This is a genomic window from Paracoccus saliphilus (assembly GCF_028553805.1).
GTDB lineage: Bacteria > Pseudomonadota > Alphaproteobacteria > Rhodobacterales > Rhodobacteraceae > Paracoccus > Paracoccus saliphilus.
In genome coordinates, this window is sequence record NZ_CP067140.1 from 3405922 (window position 1) to 3426942 (window position 21021).

The 21021-nt window shown below is 63.2% G+C and carries 26 protein-coding genes; 16 read left to right on the forward strand and 10 right to left on the reverse strand.

Features of this window, described 5'->3' with window-relative positions:
* Positions 1-93 precede the first annotated feature (93 nt).
* The 15 genes from JHX88_RS16425 to JHX88_RS16495 all read left to right on the forward strand — a co-directional run bounded on the left by JHX88_RS16425 (position 94) and on the right by JHX88_RS16495 (position 12850).
* Positions 94-339 (forward strand): DUF4170 domain-containing protein, encoded by a 246-nt coding sequence (locus JHX88_RS16425; protein ID WP_076524653.1) that lies wholly within the window; start codon positions 94-96, stop codon positions 337-339.
* A complete protein-coding gene (locus JHX88_RS16430; protein WP_076524655.1) occupies positions 339-1514 on the forward strand; it encodes a 3-deoxy-D-manno-octulosonic acid transferase in 1176 nt (391 codons plus the stop codon). The genes JHX88_RS16425 and JHX88_RS16430 overlap by 1 nt, the downstream gene beginning before the upstream one ends.
* Positions 1511-2491 (forward strand): tetraacyldisaccharide 4'-kinase, encoded by a 981-nt coding sequence (lpxK, locus tag JHX88_RS16435; RefSeq protein WP_076524657.1) that lies wholly within the window; start codon positions 1511-1513, stop codon positions 2489-2491. The genes JHX88_RS16430 and lpxK overlap by 4 nt, the downstream gene beginning before the upstream one ends.
* A 188-nt stretch (positions 2492-2679) precedes the next feature.
* Positions 2680-3639 (forward strand): 5-bromo-4-chloroindolyl phosphate hydrolysis family protein, encoded by a 960-nt coding sequence (locus JHX88_RS16440; RefSeq protein ID WP_076524659.1) that lies wholly within the window; start codon positions 2680-2682, stop codon positions 3637-3639.
* Between the two features lie 3 nt (positions 3640-3642).
* The gene (gene truA / locus JHX88_RS16445) at positions 3643-4422 is read left to right on the forward strand and encodes a tRNA pseudouridine(38-40) synthase TruA (RefSeq protein ID WP_076524660.1); all 780 of its coding nucleotides are present in this window, start codon (positions 3643-3645) and stop codon (positions 4420-4422) included.
* Between the two features lie 101 nt (positions 4423-4523).
* Entirely contained in the window at positions 4524-4979 is a 456-nt protein-coding gene (locus tag JHX88_RS16450; RefSeq protein ID WP_076524661.1) for a universal stress protein, read from the forward strand.
* 70 nt (positions 4980-5049) lie between these two features.
* Positions 5050-5610, forward strand: a complete 561-nt coding sequence (locus JHX88_RS16455) for a NifU family protein (RefSeq protein WP_076524663.1) — start codon at positions 5050-5052, stop codon at positions 5608-5610.
* Positions 5603-6208, forward strand: coding sequence for a tRNA (adenosine(37)-N6)-threonylcarbamoyltransferase complex dimerization subunit type 1 TsaB (gene tsaB / locus JHX88_RS16460; RefSeq protein ID WP_076524665.1), 606 nt, complete (start codon positions 5603-5605; stop codon positions 6206-6208). The genes JHX88_RS16455 and tsaB overlap by 8 nt, the downstream gene beginning before the upstream one ends.
* Positions 6205-6624, forward strand: a complete 420-nt coding sequence (locus JHX88_RS16465; RefSeq protein WP_076524667.1) for a GNAT family N-acetyltransferase — start codon at positions 6205-6207, stop codon at positions 6622-6624. Before tsaB ends, JHX88_RS16465 begins: the two co-directional genes overlap by 4 nt.
* A gap of 82 nt (positions 6625-6706) precedes the next feature.
* Entirely contained in the window at positions 6707-7702 is a 996-nt protein-coding gene (locus tag JHX88_RS16470) for a BMP family lipoprotein (protein WP_076524669.1), read from the forward strand.
* Positions 7702-9351, forward strand: a complete 1650-nt coding sequence (locus tag JHX88_RS16475) for an ABC transporter ATP-binding protein (protein WP_084202989.1) — start codon at positions 7702-7704, stop codon at positions 9349-9351. Before JHX88_RS16470 ends, JHX88_RS16475 begins: the two co-directional genes overlap by 1 nt.
* Entirely contained in the window at positions 9351-10448 is a 1098-nt protein-coding gene (locus JHX88_RS16480) for an ABC transporter permease (protein ID WP_076524671.1), read from the forward strand. Before JHX88_RS16475 ends, JHX88_RS16480 begins: the two co-directional genes overlap by 1 nt.
* The gene (locus JHX88_RS16485; RefSeq protein ID WP_272848070.1) at positions 10445-11089 is read left to right on the forward strand and encodes a LysE family translocator; all 645 of its coding nucleotides are present in this window, start codon (positions 10445-10447) and stop codon (positions 11087-11089) included. Before JHX88_RS16480 ends, JHX88_RS16485 begins: the two co-directional genes overlap by 4 nt.
* Positions 11090-11091: 2 nt before the next feature.
* Positions 11092-12057 (forward strand): ABC transporter permease, encoded by a 966-nt coding sequence (locus tag JHX88_RS16490; RefSeq protein ID WP_076524673.1) that lies wholly within the window; start codon positions 11092-11094, stop codon positions 12055-12057.
* Complete coding sequence (locus JHX88_RS16495) at positions 12041-12850, forward strand: purine-nucleoside phosphorylase (protein ID WP_076524675.1); 810 nt, start codon at positions 12041-12043, stop codon at positions 12848-12850. The genes JHX88_RS16490 and JHX88_RS16495 overlap by 17 nt, the downstream gene beginning before the upstream one ends.
* Positions 12851-12915: 65 nt before the next feature.
* On the opposite strand, the gene mnmH is transcribed toward JHX88_RS16495, so the two are convergent.
* The 9 genes from mnmH to meaB form a co-directional block, all read right to left on the reverse strand.
* Positions 12916-13968, reverse strand: a complete 1053-nt coding sequence (gene mnmH / locus JHX88_RS16500) for a tRNA 2-selenouridine(34) synthase MnmH (RefSeq protein WP_076524677.1) — start codon at positions 13966-13968, stop codon at positions 12916-12918.
* Positions 13969-13970: 2 nt separating this feature from the next.
* Positions 13971-14543 carry a L,D-transpeptidase gene (locus JHX88_RS16505; RefSeq protein ID WP_076524679.1) on the reverse strand — a complete coding sequence of 191 codons (573 nt, stop codon included), beginning with the start codon at positions 14541-14543 and terminating at the stop codon, positions 13971-13973.
* A gap of 177 nt (positions 14544-14720) precedes the next feature.
* The gene (locus JHX88_RS16510) at positions 14721-15200 is read right to left on the reverse strand and encodes a copper chaperone PCu(A)C (protein ID WP_076524681.1); all 480 of its coding nucleotides are present in this window, start codon (positions 15198-15200) and stop codon (positions 14721-14723) included.
* Between the two features lie 32 nt (positions 15201-15232).
* Positions 15233-15577, reverse strand: coding sequence for a hypothetical protein (locus JHX88_RS16515; RefSeq protein ID WP_076524683.1), 345 nt, complete (start codon positions 15575-15577; stop codon positions 15233-15235).
* 18 nt (positions 15578-15595) lie between these two features.
* Complete coding sequence (gene cutA, locus JHX88_RS16520; protein ID WP_272848071.1) at positions 15596-15904, reverse strand: divalent-cation tolerance protein CutA; 309 nt, start codon at positions 15902-15904, stop codon at positions 15596-15598.
* A 104-nt stretch (positions 15905-16008) separates the two neighbouring features.
* Complete coding sequence (rpmB, locus tag JHX88_RS16525; protein WP_076524685.1) at positions 16009-16308, reverse strand: 50S ribosomal protein L28; 300 nt, start codon at positions 16306-16308, stop codon at positions 16009-16011.
* A gap of 128 nt (positions 16309-16436) precedes the next feature.
* A complete protein-coding gene (locus JHX88_RS16530) occupies positions 16437-17183 on the reverse strand; it encodes an isocitrate lyase/PEP mutase family protein (RefSeq protein ID WP_076524687.1) in 747 nt (248 codons plus the stop codon).
* Positions 17173-18240: a bifunctional transcriptional activator/DNA repair enzyme AdaA gene (locus JHX88_RS16535; protein WP_272848072.1), complete on the reverse strand. Its 1068-nt coding sequence runs from the start codon at positions 18238-18240 to the stop codon at positions 17173-17175. Before JHX88_RS16535 ends, JHX88_RS16530 begins: the two co-directional genes overlap by 11 nt.
* 67 nt (positions 18241-18307) lie before the next feature.
* Positions 18308-19279 (reverse strand): methylmalonyl Co-A mutase-associated GTPase MeaB, encoded by a 972-nt coding sequence (meaB, locus tag JHX88_RS16540; RefSeq protein WP_076524691.1) that lies wholly within the window; start codon positions 19277-19279, stop codon positions 18308-18310.
* Positions 19280-19542: 263 nt separating this feature from the next.
* On the opposite strand from meaB, the gene JHX88_RS16545 reads away from it, so the two are divergent.
* Positions 19543-19986, forward strand: a complete 444-nt coding sequence (locus JHX88_RS16545) for an NUDIX hydrolase (RefSeq protein ID WP_272848073.1) — start codon at positions 19543-19545, stop codon at positions 19984-19986.
* Positions 19987-20218: 232 nt separating this feature from the next.
* Here the strand turns inward: JHX88_RS16545 and pyrF are convergent, their stop codons facing one another.
* Positions 20219-20926, reverse strand: coding sequence for an orotidine-5'-phosphate decarboxylase (pyrF, locus tag JHX88_RS16550; protein WP_076524693.1), 708 nt, complete (start codon positions 20924-20926; stop codon positions 20219-20221).
* Positions 20927-21021: the final 95 nt, after the last annotated feature.

Below are 21021 nucleotides of genomic sequence, written 5' to 3' on the forward strand. Positions count from 1 at the left end.
GATATACATCGCTTACCCTGTTAGCCGAAGCCGCTTCATCTTCCCCACGCTCCGCGTTAGGTTCGGCCATATTCCGAAGCTCAAGGAGATCACATGAGCCAGCGACTTCACCTCGTCTTCGGCGGCGAGCTCATCGACCCGCAGCGGACCGAGTTCCGCAATACCGATGATATCCATTTCGTCGGTATCTTCCCGGATTACGAGAAAGCCTACAACGCCTGGAAGGCCGAGGCGCAACGAACCGTGGACAGCGCCCATACGCGCTATTTCATCGCTCATCTGCATCGCCTGCGGGACGAAGAGACTCCGGCCAGCCCGACCGAGGAACTCGGCAACTGATGCGGGCGGCGGGGCTGGGACGGCTTGGCCTGTGGCTGCAATTGCGCCACGAGAAACCGGCCCGGCCCGACAGCGCGCTTCCCGCAGGCACGGGGCCGTTGCTGATTCTCTGCACCTCGCGATCCAGCCATGCGGCCCGGGGCCAGATCCGGGCGATGCTGGAAACCCGCCGCCCCGATCTGCGCATTCTCGACGCGACCGCCGAGGGCATGCCGGATCCAGAGACTGACCTAGCGGCAATGCGACGCCTTTTCGAGCGGGCAGAACCCTTCGCGGTGCTGCTTCTGGGGACAGAACTTCCGGCCGCGCTGATCGTCTGTGCGGCCGAGATGAGGCGTCCCGTGATCATGGGCGAGGCGCGTTTCGACAAGCGCGAAACCCGCTGGAGCCTGCGCGCCGGAATGCGCCGCGAATTGCTGGCCAGGATCAAGACGATCTTTGTCACCGACACGGCCAGCCATCACGTCGCCCGTCGCGTCGGGATTCCTCCTGGAAAGGTCAGCATGACCGGGCCGGTGGCGGAAATCCTCGACCCATTGCCCTGCAACGAGGCCGAACGCTCGACCCTCGCCGAACTTTTGGGCGGTCGCCACTCCTGGCTGGCCGCCTGCGTCCCTCCCTCGGAGGAAGACTCGGTGCTAACGGCGCATCTTTCCGCACTGCATCAATCGCATCGCGCGCTGCTGTTCCTGGTGCCCACCGATCCCGACCGGATCGCCCCACTCACCGAACGGTTCGAACAGAACGGCCTGATCGTCGCTCGCCGCGACCTGGAAGAAGAGCCGAATGAGGAAGTGCAGGTCATGATCGCGGATACGAATGCCGAGCTGGGGCTTTGGTATCGGCTCGCCCCGGTCACCTATCTGGGCGGCACCTTGAGTGGCGATGACGAATTGACCCGCCATCCTTTCGAGCCCGCCGCCCTCGGATCAGCAGTCATTCATGGCCCTTTCACGGGGCGTTTCCCGACCGAATGGCAGCAACTGGATGGCGGAAACGCGTCACGGCTGGTGCCGGGGGCCGAGGCGCTTGCCGATAGCGTCGCCGAATTGACCCAACCTGATCTCGTTGCCGATCTTGCCAGCAACGCATGGACGGTCAGCACCGGAGGTGCGGGAGTCGCGATGCGTATCACCTCGGCCGTGCTGAATACACTGGAGGAGGCCGAACAATGAGGCGTGCCCCCGCTTCCTGGTATATCCGCCCGCCGACCCTGCGGGCCAGGCTGCTTTCGCCGCTCGGTGCGATCTATGCCCGCGCGACGGCACGGCGGTTGGCGCGAGGGGCAAGGCTGCGGGTTGGCGTTCCGGTCATCTGTGTCGGCAACCTGAACGCGGGCGGCACCGGCAAGACCCCGACGGTGATCCACCTGCAACAAGAGATGCAGGCACGCGGAATCGCCGCCCATATCGTCTCCCGCGGTTACGGAGGCAGCGCCAAGGGCTGCCTGAGGGTGAACGAGCGCGATCATGACGCGGAACTGACCGGGGACGAACCCTTGCTGATGGCCGCCTTCGGACCGGTCTGGGTCTCGGACGACCGGGCGGAGGGCGCGCGGGCGGCGGTGGCCGCGGGCGCAGAGGCGGTGATTCTGGATGACGGTTTCCAGGACCCGGCGCTGGCGCATGATTTGTCATTGGTGGTTGTCGATGCGGCGAAGGGCTTTGGCAACGGGTTATGCCTGCCTGCCGGACCGCTGCGCGAACCCGTGACCGAAGGGCTTGCCCGCGCCGACCTGCTGTTGTCGATAGGTGAAGCAGCGGCGCAGGCGCGGTTCGATTCGCCCCGCAACATCCCGCATCTGCGGGGCGAACTGTCCCCCCTGCAAACCGGCATCGACTGGAAGGGGCACCGGGTCCTGGCCTTCGCGGGTATCGGTCATCCCGAAAAGTTCTTTGCCACGCTGACAGGGCTGGGGGCCGAACTGGTGCGGGGCGAGGCGCTGGACGATCACCAGCCCTTCACCCCCGCCCTTCTGACCCGGCTCGAGACCGAGGCGAAGATGCGGGGCGCACAGCTCGTCACGACCGAAAAGGACGCGGTGCGCCTGCCCCGCAATTTCCGTTCCAAGGTGCTGGCCCTGCCCGTGCGGCTGTCTATCCCTGACGCGGCGCCGTTGACGCGGGCTCTGGATCGATTGTTTCACGGCTGAGGACCGTTCCCGCGCATCCGCTTTGCAATTCACCGGATCGTGCCGATATATATTGCGGGAAACCGGCCCCAAGCCGCATTGAAGGAATGGATTTCATGTCACGCAAGGCGATGCAAAGGCTGAGCTTTTATCTGCTGGTGCTGCTGGCGCTTTATGCGTCGCTGGCCGGTGCGGCGTAAGGAGTAGGGATGGCACAGCGTTTCGGTGGGCGTTTCTCGCCCGACAGGACTGCCGACGACTCGGGCCGGATGCCCGTGACCGAGACCCGGCACCGGCTGCAGGGGCGGCCGAAATGGGTCACCATCGCCGCGTCGCCATTCCTTCTGAGCGCATTCTTCCAGGAACCGACCGGGATGGTGATGAACCTGGCGGGTTTCGGCCTGATCGCGGCGGGAATGTGGCTGACCGGCGAAGGGCTTGTCGCCGAGGCCGCCTATGACCGCCGCCGCGTCGCACGCCGCCCGGCCATCCCGCGCAAGCTGTTCGGCGGCGTGATCGCCGCATTGGGGCTTGGCATCGGCGCCGCCGAGCCGGGTGCCTTCGCCGAGGCCGGGCTGATCGGCGTGGCAGGACTCGCGCTGCACTGGCTGGCCTTCGGGGCCGACCCGATGCGCGACAAGGGAATGGAAGGCGTCGACAGCTTCCAGCAGGACCGCGCCGCAAAGATGATCGAGGAGGGGCAGGCCCATCTGGACCAGATGAAGGACGCGATCCGGCGCAGCGGCGAAAGACGGCTGGAGGCCCGCGTGGCGATGTTCGAGGCCACGGTTCACGAACTGTTCGACCAGGTCCGGGAAGACCCCACCGAACTGGGCGCGGTCCGGCGCTACATGGGCGTCTACCTGATGGGTGCTCGCGATGCGACGGTCAAGTTCGCCGACCTCTATGCCCGCTCTCAGGATGCGCAGGCCCGCGCCGCCTATGAGGAATTCCTGAACGATCTGGAAAATGATTTCACTGCACGCAGCCGGCAATTGCTGGAGGGAGACCGCAGCGATCTGGATATCGAGATGACCGTATTGCGCGAGCGTCTGGCCCGCGAAGGGGTGCGCCCCGCCGATAGCGGTGGGCGCCCTGCATTGCGTTCGGACGACGCGCAGACCATGGAGGATCTGCTATCCGTCCCGGAGCGGCAGAAGACCCGCTGAATCATGCCCCGATATGCCCTCTTGATCGAATATGATGGCGGCCCCTTCTCGGGCTGGCAGGCGCAGGCTGACCAGCCCTCGGTCCAGCAGGCGATCGAGACTGCCCTGGGGCGGCTCGATCCCGGTTTCGCAGCGGGTGCGCGGATCGGCGCGGCAGGCCGGACGGATGCGGGGGTTCATGCCACCGGACAGGTCGTCCATGCCGATCTGGAGCGCGATTGGGAGCCGTTCCGGTTGACCGAGGCGCTGAATTATCACCTGAAGCCCGCCCCTGTCGCGATCCTGGCCGCAGCCCGCGTGATGGATGATTTCCATGCGCGGTTCTCGGCAATCGAGCGGCGTTATTGTTTCAGGCTCATTGCGCGACGGGCTCCCCTGACGCATGAGAGGGGTTCTGTCTGGCGGGTGCGAAACCCGTTGGATGCAGATGCCATGCGCGAAGGTGCCTCGCATCTGATCGGCAACCATGATTTCACCACCTTTCGATCCTCGATCTGCCAGGCCAGGAGCCCGGTGAAAACGCTTGACCAGATCGAGATCGAGGAACGCGAGATCCCCTTTGGCCGGGAATACCTGTTCCGGCTTCGGGCGCGGTCATTCCTGCATAACCAGGTCCGTTCGATCGTCGGCACGCTGGAACGGGTCGGGGCCGGATCTTGGCACCCCGAGCAGGTCGCCGACGCGTTGGCCGCCCGCGACCGCGCTGTCTGCGGCCCGGTTTGTCCGCCATATGGGTTATATCTTACCGGTGTCGGCTATCCGGCCGATCCGTTCTGTCCCTGATCGGATGATGGCAACGCGGTTCTTCGTCATACCGCGCTTGCTTAATTCTGACGCATGCTCCACTGTGACGCCAATCTTCGAGGCAAAAACGCGATACCAGGATGCGCAAATTTCTCGTTTTACTGGACGACAGTCACGAATGTCTTAACGCGATGAGATTTGCGGCAATGCGTGCAGCAAGCACCGGCGGTGGAGTTGTCGTGCTGTCGGTAATTCCAACCGCCGAGATCCAGCACGGATTTGGCGTGGCGGATGTCATGCGCGCCGAATCCTATGAACGGATCGAGGCGCATTTCGAAGTCTTCGCGAAATGGATGCGCTCACGGCCCAAGGTCGAGCCCGAACTGGTCGTGCGCGAAGGCGATCCTGCGGATGAGTTGATCGCACAGATCACCGAGGACGACGAAATCGGCGTGGTGGTTCTGGGACTGAACAGCGACAAATCCGCGGCAAATCCAGTCTTGAACCGGCTTCTACGCGAGGCAGGCAACCTGTCCTGCCCGATCACGGTCGTTCCGGGCGATCTGTCGAAGGAACGTCTGGAAGCGATCACCTGAGACGCGCACAGCCTGTACCGCTTGACCCGGCACGCTGCCGTCGCCATATCGGAACTAAAGGAGCGCCCCCATGTTCATCCAGACCGAAACCACGCCGAACCCCGCCACGTTGAAATTCCTGCCCGGAGAAACCGTTCTCGCCAGCGGCACCGCCGATTTTCCGAATGCCGAAACAGGCGGAAAGTCACCTCTCGCCCAACGGATTTTTGCCGTCGAGGGCGTGACCGGGGTGTTCCTGGGCCGGGATTTCGTCACCGTGACGAAGACCGAAGACGCACCATGGGATCATCTGAAACCCTCGATCCTTGGCGCGATCATGGAGCATTTCCAATCCGGTGCCCCGGCAATCGAAGGTGACGCGCAGGAAGGCGCCGGACATGCCGCCCATGACGGCCCGGATTCCGAGATCGTCGGCCAGATCAAGGAGCTGCTGGATACGCGCGTGCGCCCGGCAGTGGCCCAGGACGGTGGCGACATCACCTTCCACGGCTTCGATCGCGGCATCGTCTATCTGCATATGCAGGGTGCCTGCGCAGGCTGCCCCTCTTCGACCCTGACGCTGAAAATGGGAATCGAGAACCTGCTGCGGCATTATATCCCCGAGGTGGTCGAGGTCCGGCCCGTTGCCTGAACCGGTTGCTCTTGGTTTCGACACGTCGGCCGCGCATTGCGCGGCCGCTTTGCTGTGCGGTGACAGGATCCTGGCCTCGCGGCACGAAGAGATGGCCAAGGGCCAGGCCGAGAGGCTGTTCCCGCTGTTGGAAGACATGCTCGCCGAGGCCGGGATCGGCTGGAACGACCTGGATGTGATCGGCGTGGGGATCGGCCCGGGAAATTTCACGGGCATCCGCGTCGCGGTGGCGGCGGCACGGGGACTGGCCCTGTCACTGAACATTCCCGCCATTGGCATCAGCGTGACCGAAGCCGCGGCTTTCGGGCTGCCCCGCCCCTGCCGGGTTGTGCTGCCATCGCGCCGCGAACAGGTGATCTGGCAGGATTTCGGCACAAACGAGAAGGGTGACGAAGGGCAAAGCCGGCCACAGCAAGCCGTGGCCGATGCGCTGCCGCCCGGCCCCGCACCGGCAAGCTCGGCGATCCCCCTGCCCGAAGCCATCGCACATCTTGCGATGATGCGCCGAAATGGGCCCGCCCCACGACCGGCCCCGATCTATCTGCGCCCCGCCGATGCCGCGCCGCCACGCGAACCGGCCCCGGTCATCCTGCCGTGACTCCCGACCAGTTGGCCGCCCTGCATGCGCGCTGCTTCACAACGCCCCGACCGTGGAGCACCGCCGAGTTCTCGGCATTGCTGGCAACATCCGGAAGCTTCCTGCTAACCCGCGACAATAGCTTCCTGCTTGGCCGCGCCATCGCGGGAGAAGCCGAATTGCTGACCCTGGCAGTGGCACCCGAGGCGCGGCGTCAGGGTCACGGACGTGCCCTGACCCTTGAATTTGCCGACACGGCCCGCAGGATGGCGGCCTGCGACCTGTTCCTGGAGGTCGCCGCCGACAATCATCCCGCGCAAGCATTATATGCGGCCCTCGGCTGGCGTGAAACGGGACGCAGGCGGGGATACTATGCCCCCGGCCTGGATGCCGTCGTGATGCATCTTGGTTTGGCAAAACAACAAGAAGGCGGTTGACCACTTCCGGGCAATGCGCCCTAATCGGCGCATCAGGCGGGTGACTTGAATCGCCCGCGACAACAGGATGGGGTTATCTGTCATGACTTTGATGAAAACGCTTATGGCAAGCTCGGCGCTGATGGTGCTTGCGGGTGGCAATGCCTTGGCCGAACCTGCGCTGATCTTCGATCTGGGCGGAAAATTCGACAAATCATTCAACGAGGCCGCCTATATGGGTGCCAAGCGTTGGGCCGAGGAAACCGGCGGCTCTTACAAGGAGCTGGAAATGCAGTCCGAGGCTCAGCGCGAACAGGCCCTGCGCCGTCTGGCTGAAACCGGCGCCAATCCCATCGTCACGACAGGCTTCGCCTTCGGCAATATTCTCAACGAGGTCGCACCGGATTACCCGGACACCAAATTCGCCATTATCGATGCCGTCGTCGATCAGCCAAATGTGAAATCCATCATGTTCGCCGAACAGGAGGGCAGCTACCTGGTCGGCGTCCTGGCCGCCATGGCCAGCGAATCCGGCACCGTCGGCTTCGTCGGCGGCATGGATGTTCCGCTGATCCGGCAATTCGGCTGCGGCTATGCGCAAGGTGCCAAGGCCCAGAATCCCGATATCGAGATCGTGGCCAACATGACCGGCACGACTCCGGCAGCATGGAACGATCCGGTCAAGGGTGGCGAACTGACCAAGGCACAGGTCTCGCAGGGTGCGGATGTGGTCTTTGCAGCGGCGGGCGGCACCGGGATCGGTGTGCTGCAGGCGGCGGCGGACGAGGACATCCTCTCCATCGGGGTCGACAGCAACCAGAACCACTTGCATCCGGGCAAGGTGCTGACCTCTATGGTCAAGCGTGTCGATGTCGCCGTTTACGACGCATTCACGGCGGGTGAAGACCTTAAAACGGGGCAATCCGTGCTGGGACTGGAAGAGGATGGCGTCGCCTATGCGCTGGACGACAACAATGCCTCGCTGATCACGGACGAGATGAAGGCAAGAGTGGACGAGGTCGCGGCGCAAATCAAATCCGGTGAGATCGAGGTTCACGACTATTACAGCGACAATACCTGTCCTGCGCTCAGCTTCTGATGGGTGAGGCTGTCGCGGATACAGGGGGGCAGTCGACCGCGACGGCCCCCTTTGCCATCGAGTTGCGCGGCATCTCGAAAGCCTTCGGGCCCGTGCAGGCGAACAAGGATATCGACCTGCGCGTGCCCAAGGGCACCATCCATGGGATCATCGGCGAGAACGGCGCGGGCAAATCGACGCTGATGTCGATCCTCTACGGGTTCTACAAGCCCGACAAGGGCGAGATCCTCGTGAATGGCCAAGCGCTTACCATCGCCGATAGCCAGGCCGCGATCCGCGCGGGCATCGGCATGGTCTTCCAGCATTTCAAGCTGGTCCAGAATTTCACCGTGCTGGAGAACATCATCCTCGGGGTCGAGGAAGGACGCCTGCTGCGCCCTTCCTTGGCCAAGGCGCGGGGGGCACTGAAGCAGCTTGCCGCCGAGTATCAGCTGAACGTGGATCCCGATGAGACCATCGACGAGTTGTCGGTGGGCCACCAGCAACGCGTGGAAATCCTCAAGGCCCTGTATCGGCAGGCCGATATCCTGATCCTCGACGAACCGACCGGCGTATTGACCCCGGCAGAGGCCGACCACCTCTTCCGCATCCTCGAAGGGCTGAAGGCCGAGGGCAAGACGATTATCCTGATCACCCACAAGCTGCGCGAGATCATGGACATCACCGACAATGTCAGCGTCATGCGGCGCGGCGAGATGGTCGCCTCAGTAGAAACCGCCAGGACAAGCCCCGAAGAGCTGGCCGAGCTGATGGTCGGGCGCAAGGTGCTGTTGAATGTCGAAAAGCCGCCAGCAAAACCCGGTGAAAAGGTGCTGGAGGTCCGCGACCTGAAGATGGTGGATGATGAAGCCGTCGAGCGTTTGCGCGGCATCAGCTTTGACATCCGCGCCGGCGAAATCCTGGGGATCGCGGGTGTATCGGGCAATGGTCAGACGCAATTGCTGGAATTGCTGGGCGGCTTTCCCGAAAAGGGCGCCAAGGTCGGCGGCAGCATCCGGATGAACGGGCAGGAGCTGGACCTGACCGGCACCAAATCCGACGCCGCAACCCGCCGCGCCCGAGGTATCGGCCATGTACCCGAGGATCGCCAGACCGAAGGCCTGATCATGGATTTCACGGCATGGGAGAATACCGCTTTCGGCTATCACCGCGCCCCTGAATTCAACAAGGGCCTGCTGATGAACAACGCCGCCATCCGCGCGGATGCCGAAACCAAGATGGAGCATTTCGACGTCCGCCCCCGCAATCCGAACCTTGCCGCACGCAATTTCTCGGGCGGAAACCAGCAAAAGCTGGTCGTCGCCCGCGAGATCGAGCGGAACCCGGACCTGTTGCTGATCGGTCAGCCCACGCGCGGTGTCGATATCGGCGCGATCGAATTCATCCACAAGCGCATCATCGAGCTTCGCGATGCGGGCAAGGCCATTCTTCTGGTCAGTGTCGAGCTGGACGAGATCCTGTCCCTGTCGGACCGCATCGCGGTGATGTTCGATGGCCGCATCATGGGAGAGCGCCTGCCGAACGAGACCACCACGGGCGAGCTTGGCCTGCTGATGGCAGGCATCACCGACACTGCGCATGTCGATGAAAGCCAGGGCATCCCGCCCGAGCACAAGCATATCGACGATGTTTCAGGAGGGTCTGCCTGATGGACAAGATGCCGAAATGGGCAGACGTGATCCTGACGCCGCTGATCTCGCTGATCCTCGCCATGGGGATCTCGGCGCTTGTGATCCTTGCCATTGGCGAAAGCCCATGGCTGGCGTTGAAAACCATGATCGATGGCGCGCTCGGTTCCAGCTATGGCTGGGGGTTCACGCTGTATTACACCACGAATTTCATCTTTACCGGGCTGGCCGTCGCCGTGGCCTATCACGCCAGGCTGTTCAATATCGGCGGCGAGGGACAGGCGATGGTCGGCGGGCTTGGCGTGGCCTTGGTCTGCCTTGCACTCCCCTGGCCGCATTGGGGTATCGCCCTGCCCGCCGCGATGATCGGCGCGGCATTGTTCGGCGCGGCATGGGCGCTGATCCCGGCATGGCTGCAGGCAAAACGCGGCAGCCATATCGTGATCACCACGATCATGTTCAATTTCATCGCCGCCGCGCTTCTGAACTACATGCTGGTCAATCTCATGCGCCCGACCGGCAGCATGGATCCGGCCTCGGCCAATTTCCCCGAAGGCGCGCATCTTCCCACCCTGAGCGGCATGGCGGCCAATATCGGCCTGGAATGGGGCAAGAACACCCCGGTCAATATTACCTTCATCATCGCCCTGCTCGCCTGCGTTCTGGTCTGGCTGCTGATCTGGCGCACCCGTCTCGGCTATGAGATCCGCGCCCTTGGCCGGTCCGAGCCCGCCGCCATGTATGCCGGGATCTCGCCGGTGCGGATCACGGTCATCGCCATGCTGATCTCTGGCGGGCTGGCCGGGTTGATGGCGATCAACAACGTCATGGGAGAGGCCGAGCGGCTGGTCCTGAACGCCGTGGAAGGGGCGGGCTTCATCGGTATCGCCGTGGCGCTGATGGGCCGCAACCATCCCTTCGGCGTCTTGCTCGCCGCACTGCTCTTCGGTTTCCTTTACCAGGGAGGCGGAGAATTGGCGCTCTGGACCTCCATCCCGCGCGAACTGATCATCGTCATCCAGGCATTGGTGATCCTGTTTACCGGGGCGCTCGACAACATGGTGCGGATGCCGCTGGAACGGATATTCCTTGCCATGCGAAAGAAGGGGCGTGCATGATGGAGTGGCTTGTTCCCTTTCTTCCGGGTTTTACTGCGGCCTATGCGATTCAGGCAGTCTCCGTCGCATCGCCCGGCCCCGGCGTCGCACTATTGCTTGGGATCGCGCTCTCGCAGGGGCGTGCGCGGGCTATCGCAGCATCTTTCGGCATCGCGGCAGGTGCCGCCTGTCTTGCGCTGGCCACGACACAGGGGCTTGGCCTGTTGATGGAGCGTGTGGCGTGGCTTTCCACGGTCATCCGCCTTGCAGGGATTTGCTATTTGCTGTGGCTGGCGGTCAAGGCGTGGCGGCGCGCAATCGAGCCGCCAAGCATTGCAATAGCGCATGTGGATCGTCCCGCATCAGGCCTGTCACGGGCTTTCGCGGCCGGATACCTGATGCAGATTACCAACCCCAAGGCCATCGTGTTCTGGCTCGCCATCGCCACCGTCGGCGCGACCAACGGCGCCCCGATGCCGGTGCTGGCGACCTTTATCGCCGGGGCATTCGCGCTGTCGCTTGCCGGTCATTGCGCCTATGCGGTGCTGCTCTCCTCTTCCCCCTTCAGGCTCGCCTATGACCATGCCCGGCGCTGGATCGAAGCCGCAATCGGCACCTTCCTCGCCTATGTCGCCTTCCGCCTGGCCACGGAAAGGAGCTGAGAATGGATTTCGCAACGATCATCCAGATCCTCGACAGCGCCGTGCGGCTGATGACCCCCCTGCTGCTCGCCTGCCTTGCCGGGCTGTATTCGGAACGCTCGGGCGTCTTCGATATCGGACTGGAGGGCAAGATGCTGATGGCCGCCTTCTCCGCCGCCTCGGTCGCCTATGCCACGGGCAGTCCGTGGCTGGGGATGCTGGCGGGAATCGGCGGCTCGATGGCGCTTGCACTGATCCATGGGCTCGCCTCGATCACCTTCATGGGCAATCAGTTGATCTCCGGTGTCGCGATCAATTTCCTCGCCTCGGGGATGACGGTGCTCCTGGGGCAACGGATATTCGGCCTGGGTGGCCGAACCCCTTCCCTGACTGGCGGAGGACGTTTCAGCGAAATCCACCTGCCATTCGCCGACAGCCTGCAGAATGTTCCATTCCTTGGTCCGATCTATTCCGATCTGATCTCGGGCCATACGATCCTCGTCTATGTCGCTTTCCTCTGCGTGCCGCTGACATGGTGGATACTGTTCCATACCCGCTTCGGCCTGCGTTTGCGGGCGGTCGGCGAAAATCCCGCCTCGGTCGATACCGCCGGCGTGTCGGTCACGCGGCTGCGCTATGCCTCCATCGCCATATGCGGCCTGCTTTGTGGCCTCGCCGGTGCCTATCTGGCCACCGGCCTCTCGGCGGGTTTCGTCAAGGAGATGACGGCAGGCCGAGGCTTCATCGCGCTTGCCGCCCTGATCTTCGCCAAGTGGCGACCGTGGAGCGCCCTGTTCGCGACCTTCCTCTTCGGCCTGCTGGAAGCCATTGCGAACCGCTATCCCGACCTGGATCTCGGCATCATCACCATCCCCTCGATGTTCATGAACGCGCTGCCCTATATCCTGACAGTGATCATCCTCGCGGGCTTCGTCGGCCGCGCCATCCCCCCGCGCGCAGGAGGAGAACCCTATGTCAAAGAGCGTTGAGCTCGCCGCCCTGATCCGCGAGCGTGCCGGAGGAGAACCCCCGGAATACGGGCTCATCCTCGGTTCGGGACTCGGCCATCTGTCGGAAGCGGTCGAGGGCGTGGCGATTCCCTATGACGATCTGCCGGGCTTTCCCCCTGCCGGTGTCTCGGGCCATGTGCCGCAACTGGTCATCGGAGAACTGGAAAACCGCCGCGTCGCCGTCTTCGGGGGCCGGTCCCATTACTATGAAAGCGGCCGCGCCGACGCGATGCGCCCGGCGCTCGAGGTCCTGGCTGCGCTTGGCTGCGGCAAGCTGATCCTGACCAATGCCGCCGGGTCGCTTCGCGCCGATATCCCACCGGGCGGATTGATGCTGCTCAACGATCATATCGCCTTCGCGGGCACCAACCCGCTGATCGGCGAAAAGACCGATGCCCGCTTCGTGCCATTGACGGATGCGCATGACGTCGCGATACGCGCCGCGCTGGAAGAGGCCGCCGCCGCAGAAGATATCGCGCTTCCCCAAGGCGTCTATTGCTGGTTCTCGGGCCCCAGTTTCGAGACCCCGGCAGAAATACGCGCCGCGCGAACTCTTGGCGCCGACGCGGTCGGCATGTCGACGGTGCCGGAAATCATCCTCGCACGGTTTTTGGGCATTCGCTGCGCCGCCATCTCGGTCATCACCAATATGGGGGCGGGCCTCAGCGACGAGGCGATCAGCCACGATCACACCAAGGCCATGGCCCCCTTGGGTGCCGCCAAGCTGGAAAAACTGCTCCGCCGCTTTCTCCGGAACAGTGTCGCGTCGTAAATCGCCGCTTCTTCTTTGGACAAATACCTCCGCCGGAGGCATCCAGCCTCGCAGGAGGACCGGGATTACCCGTTAAAGCGCTCCAATGCCGCCTCGACCTGTTCGGCAGCCACGCCTAGATCGTCCAGACTCTCAAGCCGCACGACCGCCTTCTCGCGATCGGCATAGCGCTCCCGGTGCTTGCGGTAGCGGGGATCGTAATGATCGCGCATCAGGCTCTCGGCGAGCCCTTTCCAGTCACCGGCTTTCACCTGTGCCCGCCAGACCTCCATCCGTTCCGCCGGGTGCAGCGCCGATAAAGAGGCGATGATCGCGCTCAATCGTTCGGGGTTTTCCACGACATCGCCGTAATCTCGCACCGAGTAGGCCGCACGCGCGCTGACCGGGACCTCCAGCCGAATACGCGGAGCGGCACAGATCGCATGCCACAACGCCTTGGGTACCAGCAGGTCCCCAACGCGGCTGCTTTCGGCCTCCACCAGAACCGGGCGTGCGGGGTCCAGTTCCTCCAGTGCCACCGCCAGACGCCCCTCGAACATCTTCTGACTGGGTTGTCCTCCGGCCATCGCGCCGAACAGGCTTCCACGATGCCGGGCCAGCCCTTCGAGGTCGATCACCTGGGCACCCTTTGCGGCCAGATGATGCAGGATTGCGGTCTTGGCGCTACCGGTATTACCGTCGAGAACCACGACGGGCGCGGAAACGGCACCGTGCTGCACCCTGTCTACCACCAGGCCGCGCCAGGATTTATATCCGCCTTCGATCGTGTCGATGCGCCAGCCGATCTGCTTGAGGATCGTGGCAAAGCTGCCCGAGCGCTGCCCACCCCGCCAGCAATAGACCAGGGCCTTCCAGCTTCCATCCCGGTCGCCCAGCACGTCCGATATGTGCCGGGCCGCATTCGCCGCGACCAGCGCCGCGCCCAGCTTGCGGGCGTCGAAAGGTGAAACCTGCTTGTAGATCGTGCCGACCCGCGCACGTTCCTCGTCATCCAGAACAGGCAGGTTGATGGCGCCGGGCAGATGATCCTCGGCGAATTCCGATGGCGAGCGCACGTCTATAATGTCATCGAACCCCGCCAAGGCAGGGTCCGCTACGCTGGTCAAATTCACCGGCAACTTCAGAAAACGTAGACAGGGGTTCCGATAGGCACCTGGTCAAAGAGGCTCATCACGGCCTCGTTGCGCATCCGCAGGCAACCATTCGAGACCGCACGGCCAATCGAGCCCGGCTCGGTCGTGCCGTGGATACGGATCGCGGTGTCCTGCCCCCTCGCATTGTAGAGATACAGCGCCCGGGCGCCCAGAGGGTTGGTCGGCCCGCCCGGCATACCGTCCTTGTATTTCTCGTAAGCATCGGGGTTGCGCTTGATCATGTCCTGCGTGGGACGCCAGCTTGGCCATTCGACCTTGCGGCCGACGGTCGCCTTGCCCTTCCAGACCAGCTCATCCTTGCCGACCGCAACGCCGTAACGGATCGCCCTGCCCGGAGCGACGACATGGTAGAGGAAGAAATCCTTGCTGACCACGACGATACTTCCGACCTCGAAATCATCGCGGATCGCGACCTCGGTCGGGGCATAGGGATCGCGGCTTTGCGCCTTTGCCGGGGCGGCGGGTGCGGTCTGCGACAGCGCCAGCGACGGAACGGCGATCAGCGGCAGGGCCAGCGACATCAACTGTCGGCGATTCATGATAAATGTTTCCTGTAGGCTGCTCGATTATTCTACTCGCTGAAAGAGTATCTCGAACAGGTCGGTTTTTGCAACTCACCAAGATGTTTTCGCAACATCCAAACCGGGTTGCGTGTCCTCAAGGCAGCAGATGCGGCGGTCCTCCGAGATGAAGGACCGCCACCCGTCCATTCGCGATCAGTGATCCGCATGCTCGTCCGCCGCGTCCGCTTCGTCATGCGCTGCATGATCGGCGCTGCGTTGATTATCGACCGGCATCTCGACCTCCTCGGTTCCGCAATCTCCGAAATCCAGCGTCACGGTTATGGATTGACCATCCTCCAGCGGCGCTTTCAGACCCATCATCATCACGTGATCGCCCCCGCGCTGCAAAAGATGTTCGCCTTCGGCGGGGATCGTGATGCCGCCCTCGACCGGCTGCATCTTCATGATCCCGTCGACTTCCTTGTTGGTGTGCAGTTCCACCCGGTCAGCCGCATCCGAAGCAACATCCTGCAACGTGCAATCGACCTTGCGGTGGTTTTCCAACAGCATGAACGCGGCCCCCGATTTCGGGTTCGCGCCGCGCGCATAGGCTTCCTTGATGGCCATACCGTCATGGGCGAAAGCGGCAAAGGGCAACAACACCGCAGCCGCGGCAAAAACAACAGTCTTCATATCACATATCCTCTTTGGATTTGGCAGTTCGATCAAACGGTGAACGGCCTTGCCGGAGGATCGCGCGCAGTCGCAGTCGGCGTGAGCCAAGAGATAGCCCGCGCAGCTTCAATCCGCGATATAAAGCGGCGTTGATCGGGTTCGCGCAGAATGGAAACATCCGACATGGCAGGCGCGATCAGCAGTGACAATGCCATGTCGGGGCAGATATGCGCCTTCGCCTTTCCCGGAGCGCCCGGAACATGGCGAATCACAACGCCTTCCCCGGTGCAGATCACCACCTGCCCATCGCTCTGCACGGTGCCGCGCGCAATGCCCAGACCGACGCCGGTCAACGTCAGGCAAAGGATCAGGACAAGGCGCAGGAGAAATTGCATGAACGCCAATCTAACCTATCAAAGCGTTTCCGACAGCAGCCAATCTGTCGCAGCCTCGGTGGTTCCGACCGTTTCCCATGTGATGACCGGCAAGTCATAGGGATGCATCTCCTCGATCAACTTGACCAGAGAGGGGCCCAAGGCCTCGGTTGTCTTGAATGTCAATTGCAGTTCGGTTTCTTCGTCCACATCGCCTTGCCAGTGAAACAGGCTGACGACTCCCGGCAGAATATTGACACAGGCGGCAAGGCGCTGCCGCAAGGCCTCGCGCGCCAAGTGTTTGGCCGAATCCAGGTTCGGGCAGGTGGTCGTGACATGCAGCATCATGGGCACTCCCTTTTCGGGATTCAGACTACAACTGCCCCATCGTCACGCACAAATGCAAAAGCCCCGCCAAAGCGGGGCCAAGCGTTGCATCGGGACAGTCCCGATCAGGCTTGCAGTTCAGCCGGGCCGTCGTTCTTGGCGATCTCGCGCTTGATCTTGAGAGCGCGGGCCGACAGCTCGGCATCCTTCGCCTTGGCCAGAAACTCGTCCAGGCCACCGCGGTGATCGACCGAGCGCAAGGCGGCGGCCGAAATGCGCAGCGAATAGCTGCGGCCCATCTTTTCAGACGTCAACGTGACCTCGTTGAGGTTCGGCAGGAACCGGCGCCGGGTCCTGTTGTTGGCGTGGCTGACATTGTTACCGGTCATCGGGCCTTTGCCGGTCAGTTCGCAGACGCGCGACATGGTGTTTATCCTTCGTCTCAGCTTTAACGGGCGTCACCGGCAGGTAGGTTCAGCCCAATGTGAAAGGGCGCAGCAAAGCGGCGCCCGGAATTCCGTTCGCGGGTGACTATAGCGGGCAACGCCCCGCGTCAAGCCCTTTGCCCAAGCTGTTCCGATGCCGCCTGCGCCAGCGATGCCATCGCATCACGCCACGGGAAAGGCCCGAAACTGACCCGCGCCACCTTCAAACCGGCCAGTTCGGCGATGGACGGGGCAGCAGGCGAGGCCATGATATTCACGGGCAGTGAGCAATTTTCGCACAAATCCCTGATCAATGCCGGTTCCGTCAGCCCCGGAGCGAAAAAGCCATCCGCTCCTGCCTCTGCATAGATGGCCGCACGTTCATGGGCCTCGGGCAACAGGGCCGCATGAGTATCGGGCGGGTTCTGTAGGAACAGATCGGTCCGGGCATTGATGAACAGCGCGGTCCGCGCGCGAATGGCGGCGATTCGCTCGGCATGTTCGGCGGCGGGGCGGATGCCGCTTTCCGGCGGTATTCCATCCTCCAGGTTGATCCCGGCAACGCCCAGATCCTCCAGGCGCGCGGCGTTGTCGGCAATTTCACCAGGCGTTTCGCCATAGCCCGCCTCGAAATCCACGCTAAGCGGTAGATCCGACACTGCCCGGATACGCGCCACGACATGCAGCAATGTATCGAGTGGCACGGCCTCGCCATCGGGATAGCCAAGCGCCCCGGCGACCGAGGCGCTTCCCGTCGCCAGGGCCTTCGCCCCGGCACGCGCCACGGCCTCGGCCGATCCAGCATCCCAGATATTGTATAGAACCAGTGGGTTACCGGATTGGTGCAAGAAATGGAAAGTTTTTTCAGTGGGCATAAGCTCTCTCTGTCTCAATAAGTTTTTCCTTGCGCCACAACCCGCCGGCATAGCCTGTCAGGCTACCATCCGCGCCGATGACCCGATGGCAGGGAACGACCAGCGCGATGCGGTTGGTGGCATTGGCACGGGCGACGGCGCGGGTCGCGGTGGGCTGACCGATCTCATTCGCCAGCTGGGCATAGCTGCGCGTCTCACCCGCCGGTATCTCGCGCAACTGCTTCCAGACGCGGCGCTGGAACTCGGTCCCGTGCATATGGACCGGCACGGAAAAGCGAGGACTGCGTCCATCGAAATAGGCATTCAGTTCCGCCTCGACCCTGTCGGTCACATGGCTGCGGCCCAGGCCGATCCGCCCGCCGACAAGGCCCGACAGCTTGCGTAACCCTTCGGGCAGCGCCTTGCGGTCGATGAACTCCAGTAGATGCAGCGCCTCGTCATCGGCGATCGCGATCATCCCGCCAAGCGGCGTATCGATCCAGTCGGCACGCAGATCGGCAGCTCCACGCCAGACATGCGGCGGATGGCCGAAAAGCCGCGCGAAGGCATTCCTAAACCCCGAGGCCGAATCGAATCCGGCATCCAGTTGCGCATCGATCATTGCCGCTCCCTCCGTCAATGTCCTCATCCCTCCCCGCAAACGTGTCGCGCGCGCCATTTGCAGGAAACTCTGGCCGAAATGGCGGCGAAAGGCGCGCCGGACGGTCGAGGGATCGAGCCCCATATCCGTCAGGTCGCTTTCGGACCAACGCCGCGACGGATCTTCGCGCAGCAATGCCATCAGCCGGGAAACGATCTTGTCCCCTTCCGCAGTGGGCCCGGTGGGGAAACAGCGGCGGCAGGGCCTGAAACCGGCGGCCTGCGCATCCGCCGGATGAGCGAACCACTGGCAATTCTCGGGCCGCGGTTTCCGGGCGGGACAGGTCAACCGGCAGAAGATACCGGTCGTCGTGACCGCAACATAGGCGCGCCCCTCATAAGCGGGATCGCGGGCCAGCAACGCAGCATAAAGCGTTTCGGGTTCGGGTAGATCGAGCATGGCGATATCCTTCCTCATGCCCTGTTTCTAACCGATTCGCGCGCCCAATGGGGTGCAAAATCGGGCGTTTATTTCACAATCGGGTTCAACCCAACATGCCTTTCAATCGGTCCAGCATCCGTGCCGCCGCAGCCCCCGGTGCCCTATCACCAGCCGCAACTTCGTCCCCCAACTGCTGTAATTCGGCCTTTACCTCCGGCTCGTCCAGCCGCGCCAGCAATCCTGCCCGCAGTTCCGCCATGAACCAATGCCGCGCCTGTGCGGCCCGGTTCGCGTCGAAATGCCCATGTTCGCGACGCCAATCGGCCAGCGCCCGCATCTCGCCCCAGGCCTCTTCCAGCCCGGTTCCGCTGGCAGCCGACACTGCCAAAGCCTTGGGAAAGCTCTCGGGATCCTGCGGCCGTTTGCGCAATAACCGCAATGCCCCAGAATAATCCGAGACGGTGCGCCGGGCAGTCGTCAACAGATCACCATCGGCCTTGTTCACGAGGATCAGGTCGGCCATCTCCATGATGCCGCGCTTGACCCCCTGCAACTCGTCCCCGCCCGCCGGGGCCAGCAGCAGCGTGAACAGGTCCGACATCTCGGCCACCAGCGTCTCGGACTGGCCGACGCCGACCGTCTCGATCAGGATCACGTCATAGCCTGCCGCCTCGCACAGCCGGATCGTCTCACGCGTGCGGCGCGCCACGCCGCCAAGCTGGGCGTTGGACGGGGTCGGACGAATGAAGGCCATCGGGTTGCGCGAGAGGGTTTCCATCCGGGTCTTGTCGCCCAGGATCGACCCTCCGGAGCGGGCCGAGGACGGATCGACGGCCAGCACGGCGACCTTGAGGCCCTGTTCGGTCAGCATCGTGCCGAACGCCTCGATGAAGGTCGATTTGCCGACCCCCGGTGTGCCCGACAAGCCGATGCGCAGCGCCTGGCGAGGAGGCAATAGCGACAAGAGCGAGATGGCCCGTTCGCGATGATCGGCCCGTGTCGATTCGATCAGCGTGATGGCGCGCGACAATGCGCGGCGATCACCCGAGGTCAGCTGTTCGAGCAGTTCGGTCATGCGGCCTCTTCGAAAGCGGGGGGCGGGCTGCCCCATCACCGCTGGTTCTTGAACCAGCCGTGAACTGACCGTCAACCCCCACGGAGGTATCGGCTGGCATTCGACCAAACTCACGGCCACGCCTAAGCCATTCATATTGCTATTAAGGTATGCGCCACTCGATGAGCGGCAGCAACGCGAAATTCCGAACCCCGCCCCCTATGAAACCCGCCTCAGTTCATGCAGGATCGAGCCCGTCCGACAGATTTGGCAGGAACAGGCCCTTGACCGCAGAAGAAACTCCCTTTCACGGCGCCAAGCTGCTGCTGATGTCAGGCGAGCGGCTGCTCACCTGCCTGCGGGACGATTTCGATCATATCCCCTTCCCCGCCCATTGGGATCTGCCCGGAGGCGGCCGCGAGGGGGAAGAGGCACCCGTGGAATGCGCCCTGCGGGAATTGCACGAGGAATTCGGCATCGACATGCCGCCCAAGCGACTGATCGGACATGATTTTCCTTCTCACCAGAACCCCGGCACGCAATCCTGGCTGTTTCACGGCGAGCTGAGGCATGACGAGATCGCCGCAATCAAATTTGGTGATGAGGGGCAGGAATGGCGCATGATGCCGCTTGAAGAATTCCTTGGCCACCCATTCGCGGTGCCGCATTTCAAGGACTGGATCCGGCGGATCATCGAGCACCCGCGTGCCACCCCACAGCCGTCATGATCCGGCCTGCAACATGTTGCGCAACAGCAGCGTGCGTTGCATCGGCACAGCCGCTCAACGGTGAAGCGTTTTTCGCCAGAAAATGCTGGGAATCCGTCCGCACAGCCCGTACACAGGATGTGCACAGGGCGTACACAACCTGTACACAGGCAGCGTATGCTGCACCGCCGATGATGCCTGGCCCCGCCCCTTCTTCTTCATGCAAATATCCATCCGGGGCAGCGCAAAAGCGCTACTGGTTCGGATATTGCGCCTGCGGAGACGCCATCTCGGCCAGGATGGCCTGCGCGGCGGCCCGGGGATCGTCGGCCTTCCAGACGGGACGACCGACGACGATGTGATCCACCCCGGCGGCAATGGCGCTGGCCGGGGTTTCGACCCGTTTCTGATCTCCCAGATCGCTGCCCGCGGGGCGGACGCCCGGCGTGACGATCAGCTTCGAATCCGGCAGAGCGCGAATGGCCGCCGCCTCGCGGGGCGAGCAGATGATGCCATCGGCCCCGGCCTCGAAGGCGCGGGCGGCGCGCTCGACGGTGATTTCGTGCAGATCGCCGGGCCGGATCATGGCGGCGTCCAGGTCGGCACGCTCCAGCGAGGTCAGGATGGTGACGCCGAGGATTTTCAATCCGCTGCCCCCTGCCCCTTCCTTCGCGGCACGGATGACATTGGGATCGCCATGCACGGTCAGGAAATCGAGGTCGAACTGGGCAAGTCCGCGCACCGCCGCCTCGACGGTCGCGCCGATATCGAACAGCTTCATGTCAAGGAAGATGCGCTTGCCATGTTCCTGTTTCAGTTCATTCGCCAGCGCCAGCCCGCCACCCGTCAGCATCCCCAGCCCGATCTTGTAGAAACTGACAGAGTCGCCCAGTTTTCCGGCCAGTTCCAGCCCCGCCACCGCGTTCGGCACATCCATCGCCACGATCAGCCGGTCATCCATCTGTATCCCCTTTTGCCGCGAAATCGCGGTGTTATGGCACAGGTTTTCGCGGCTTGAAAGCGGCGCGAAACATCCCATCTGTTACCCGAAGACCC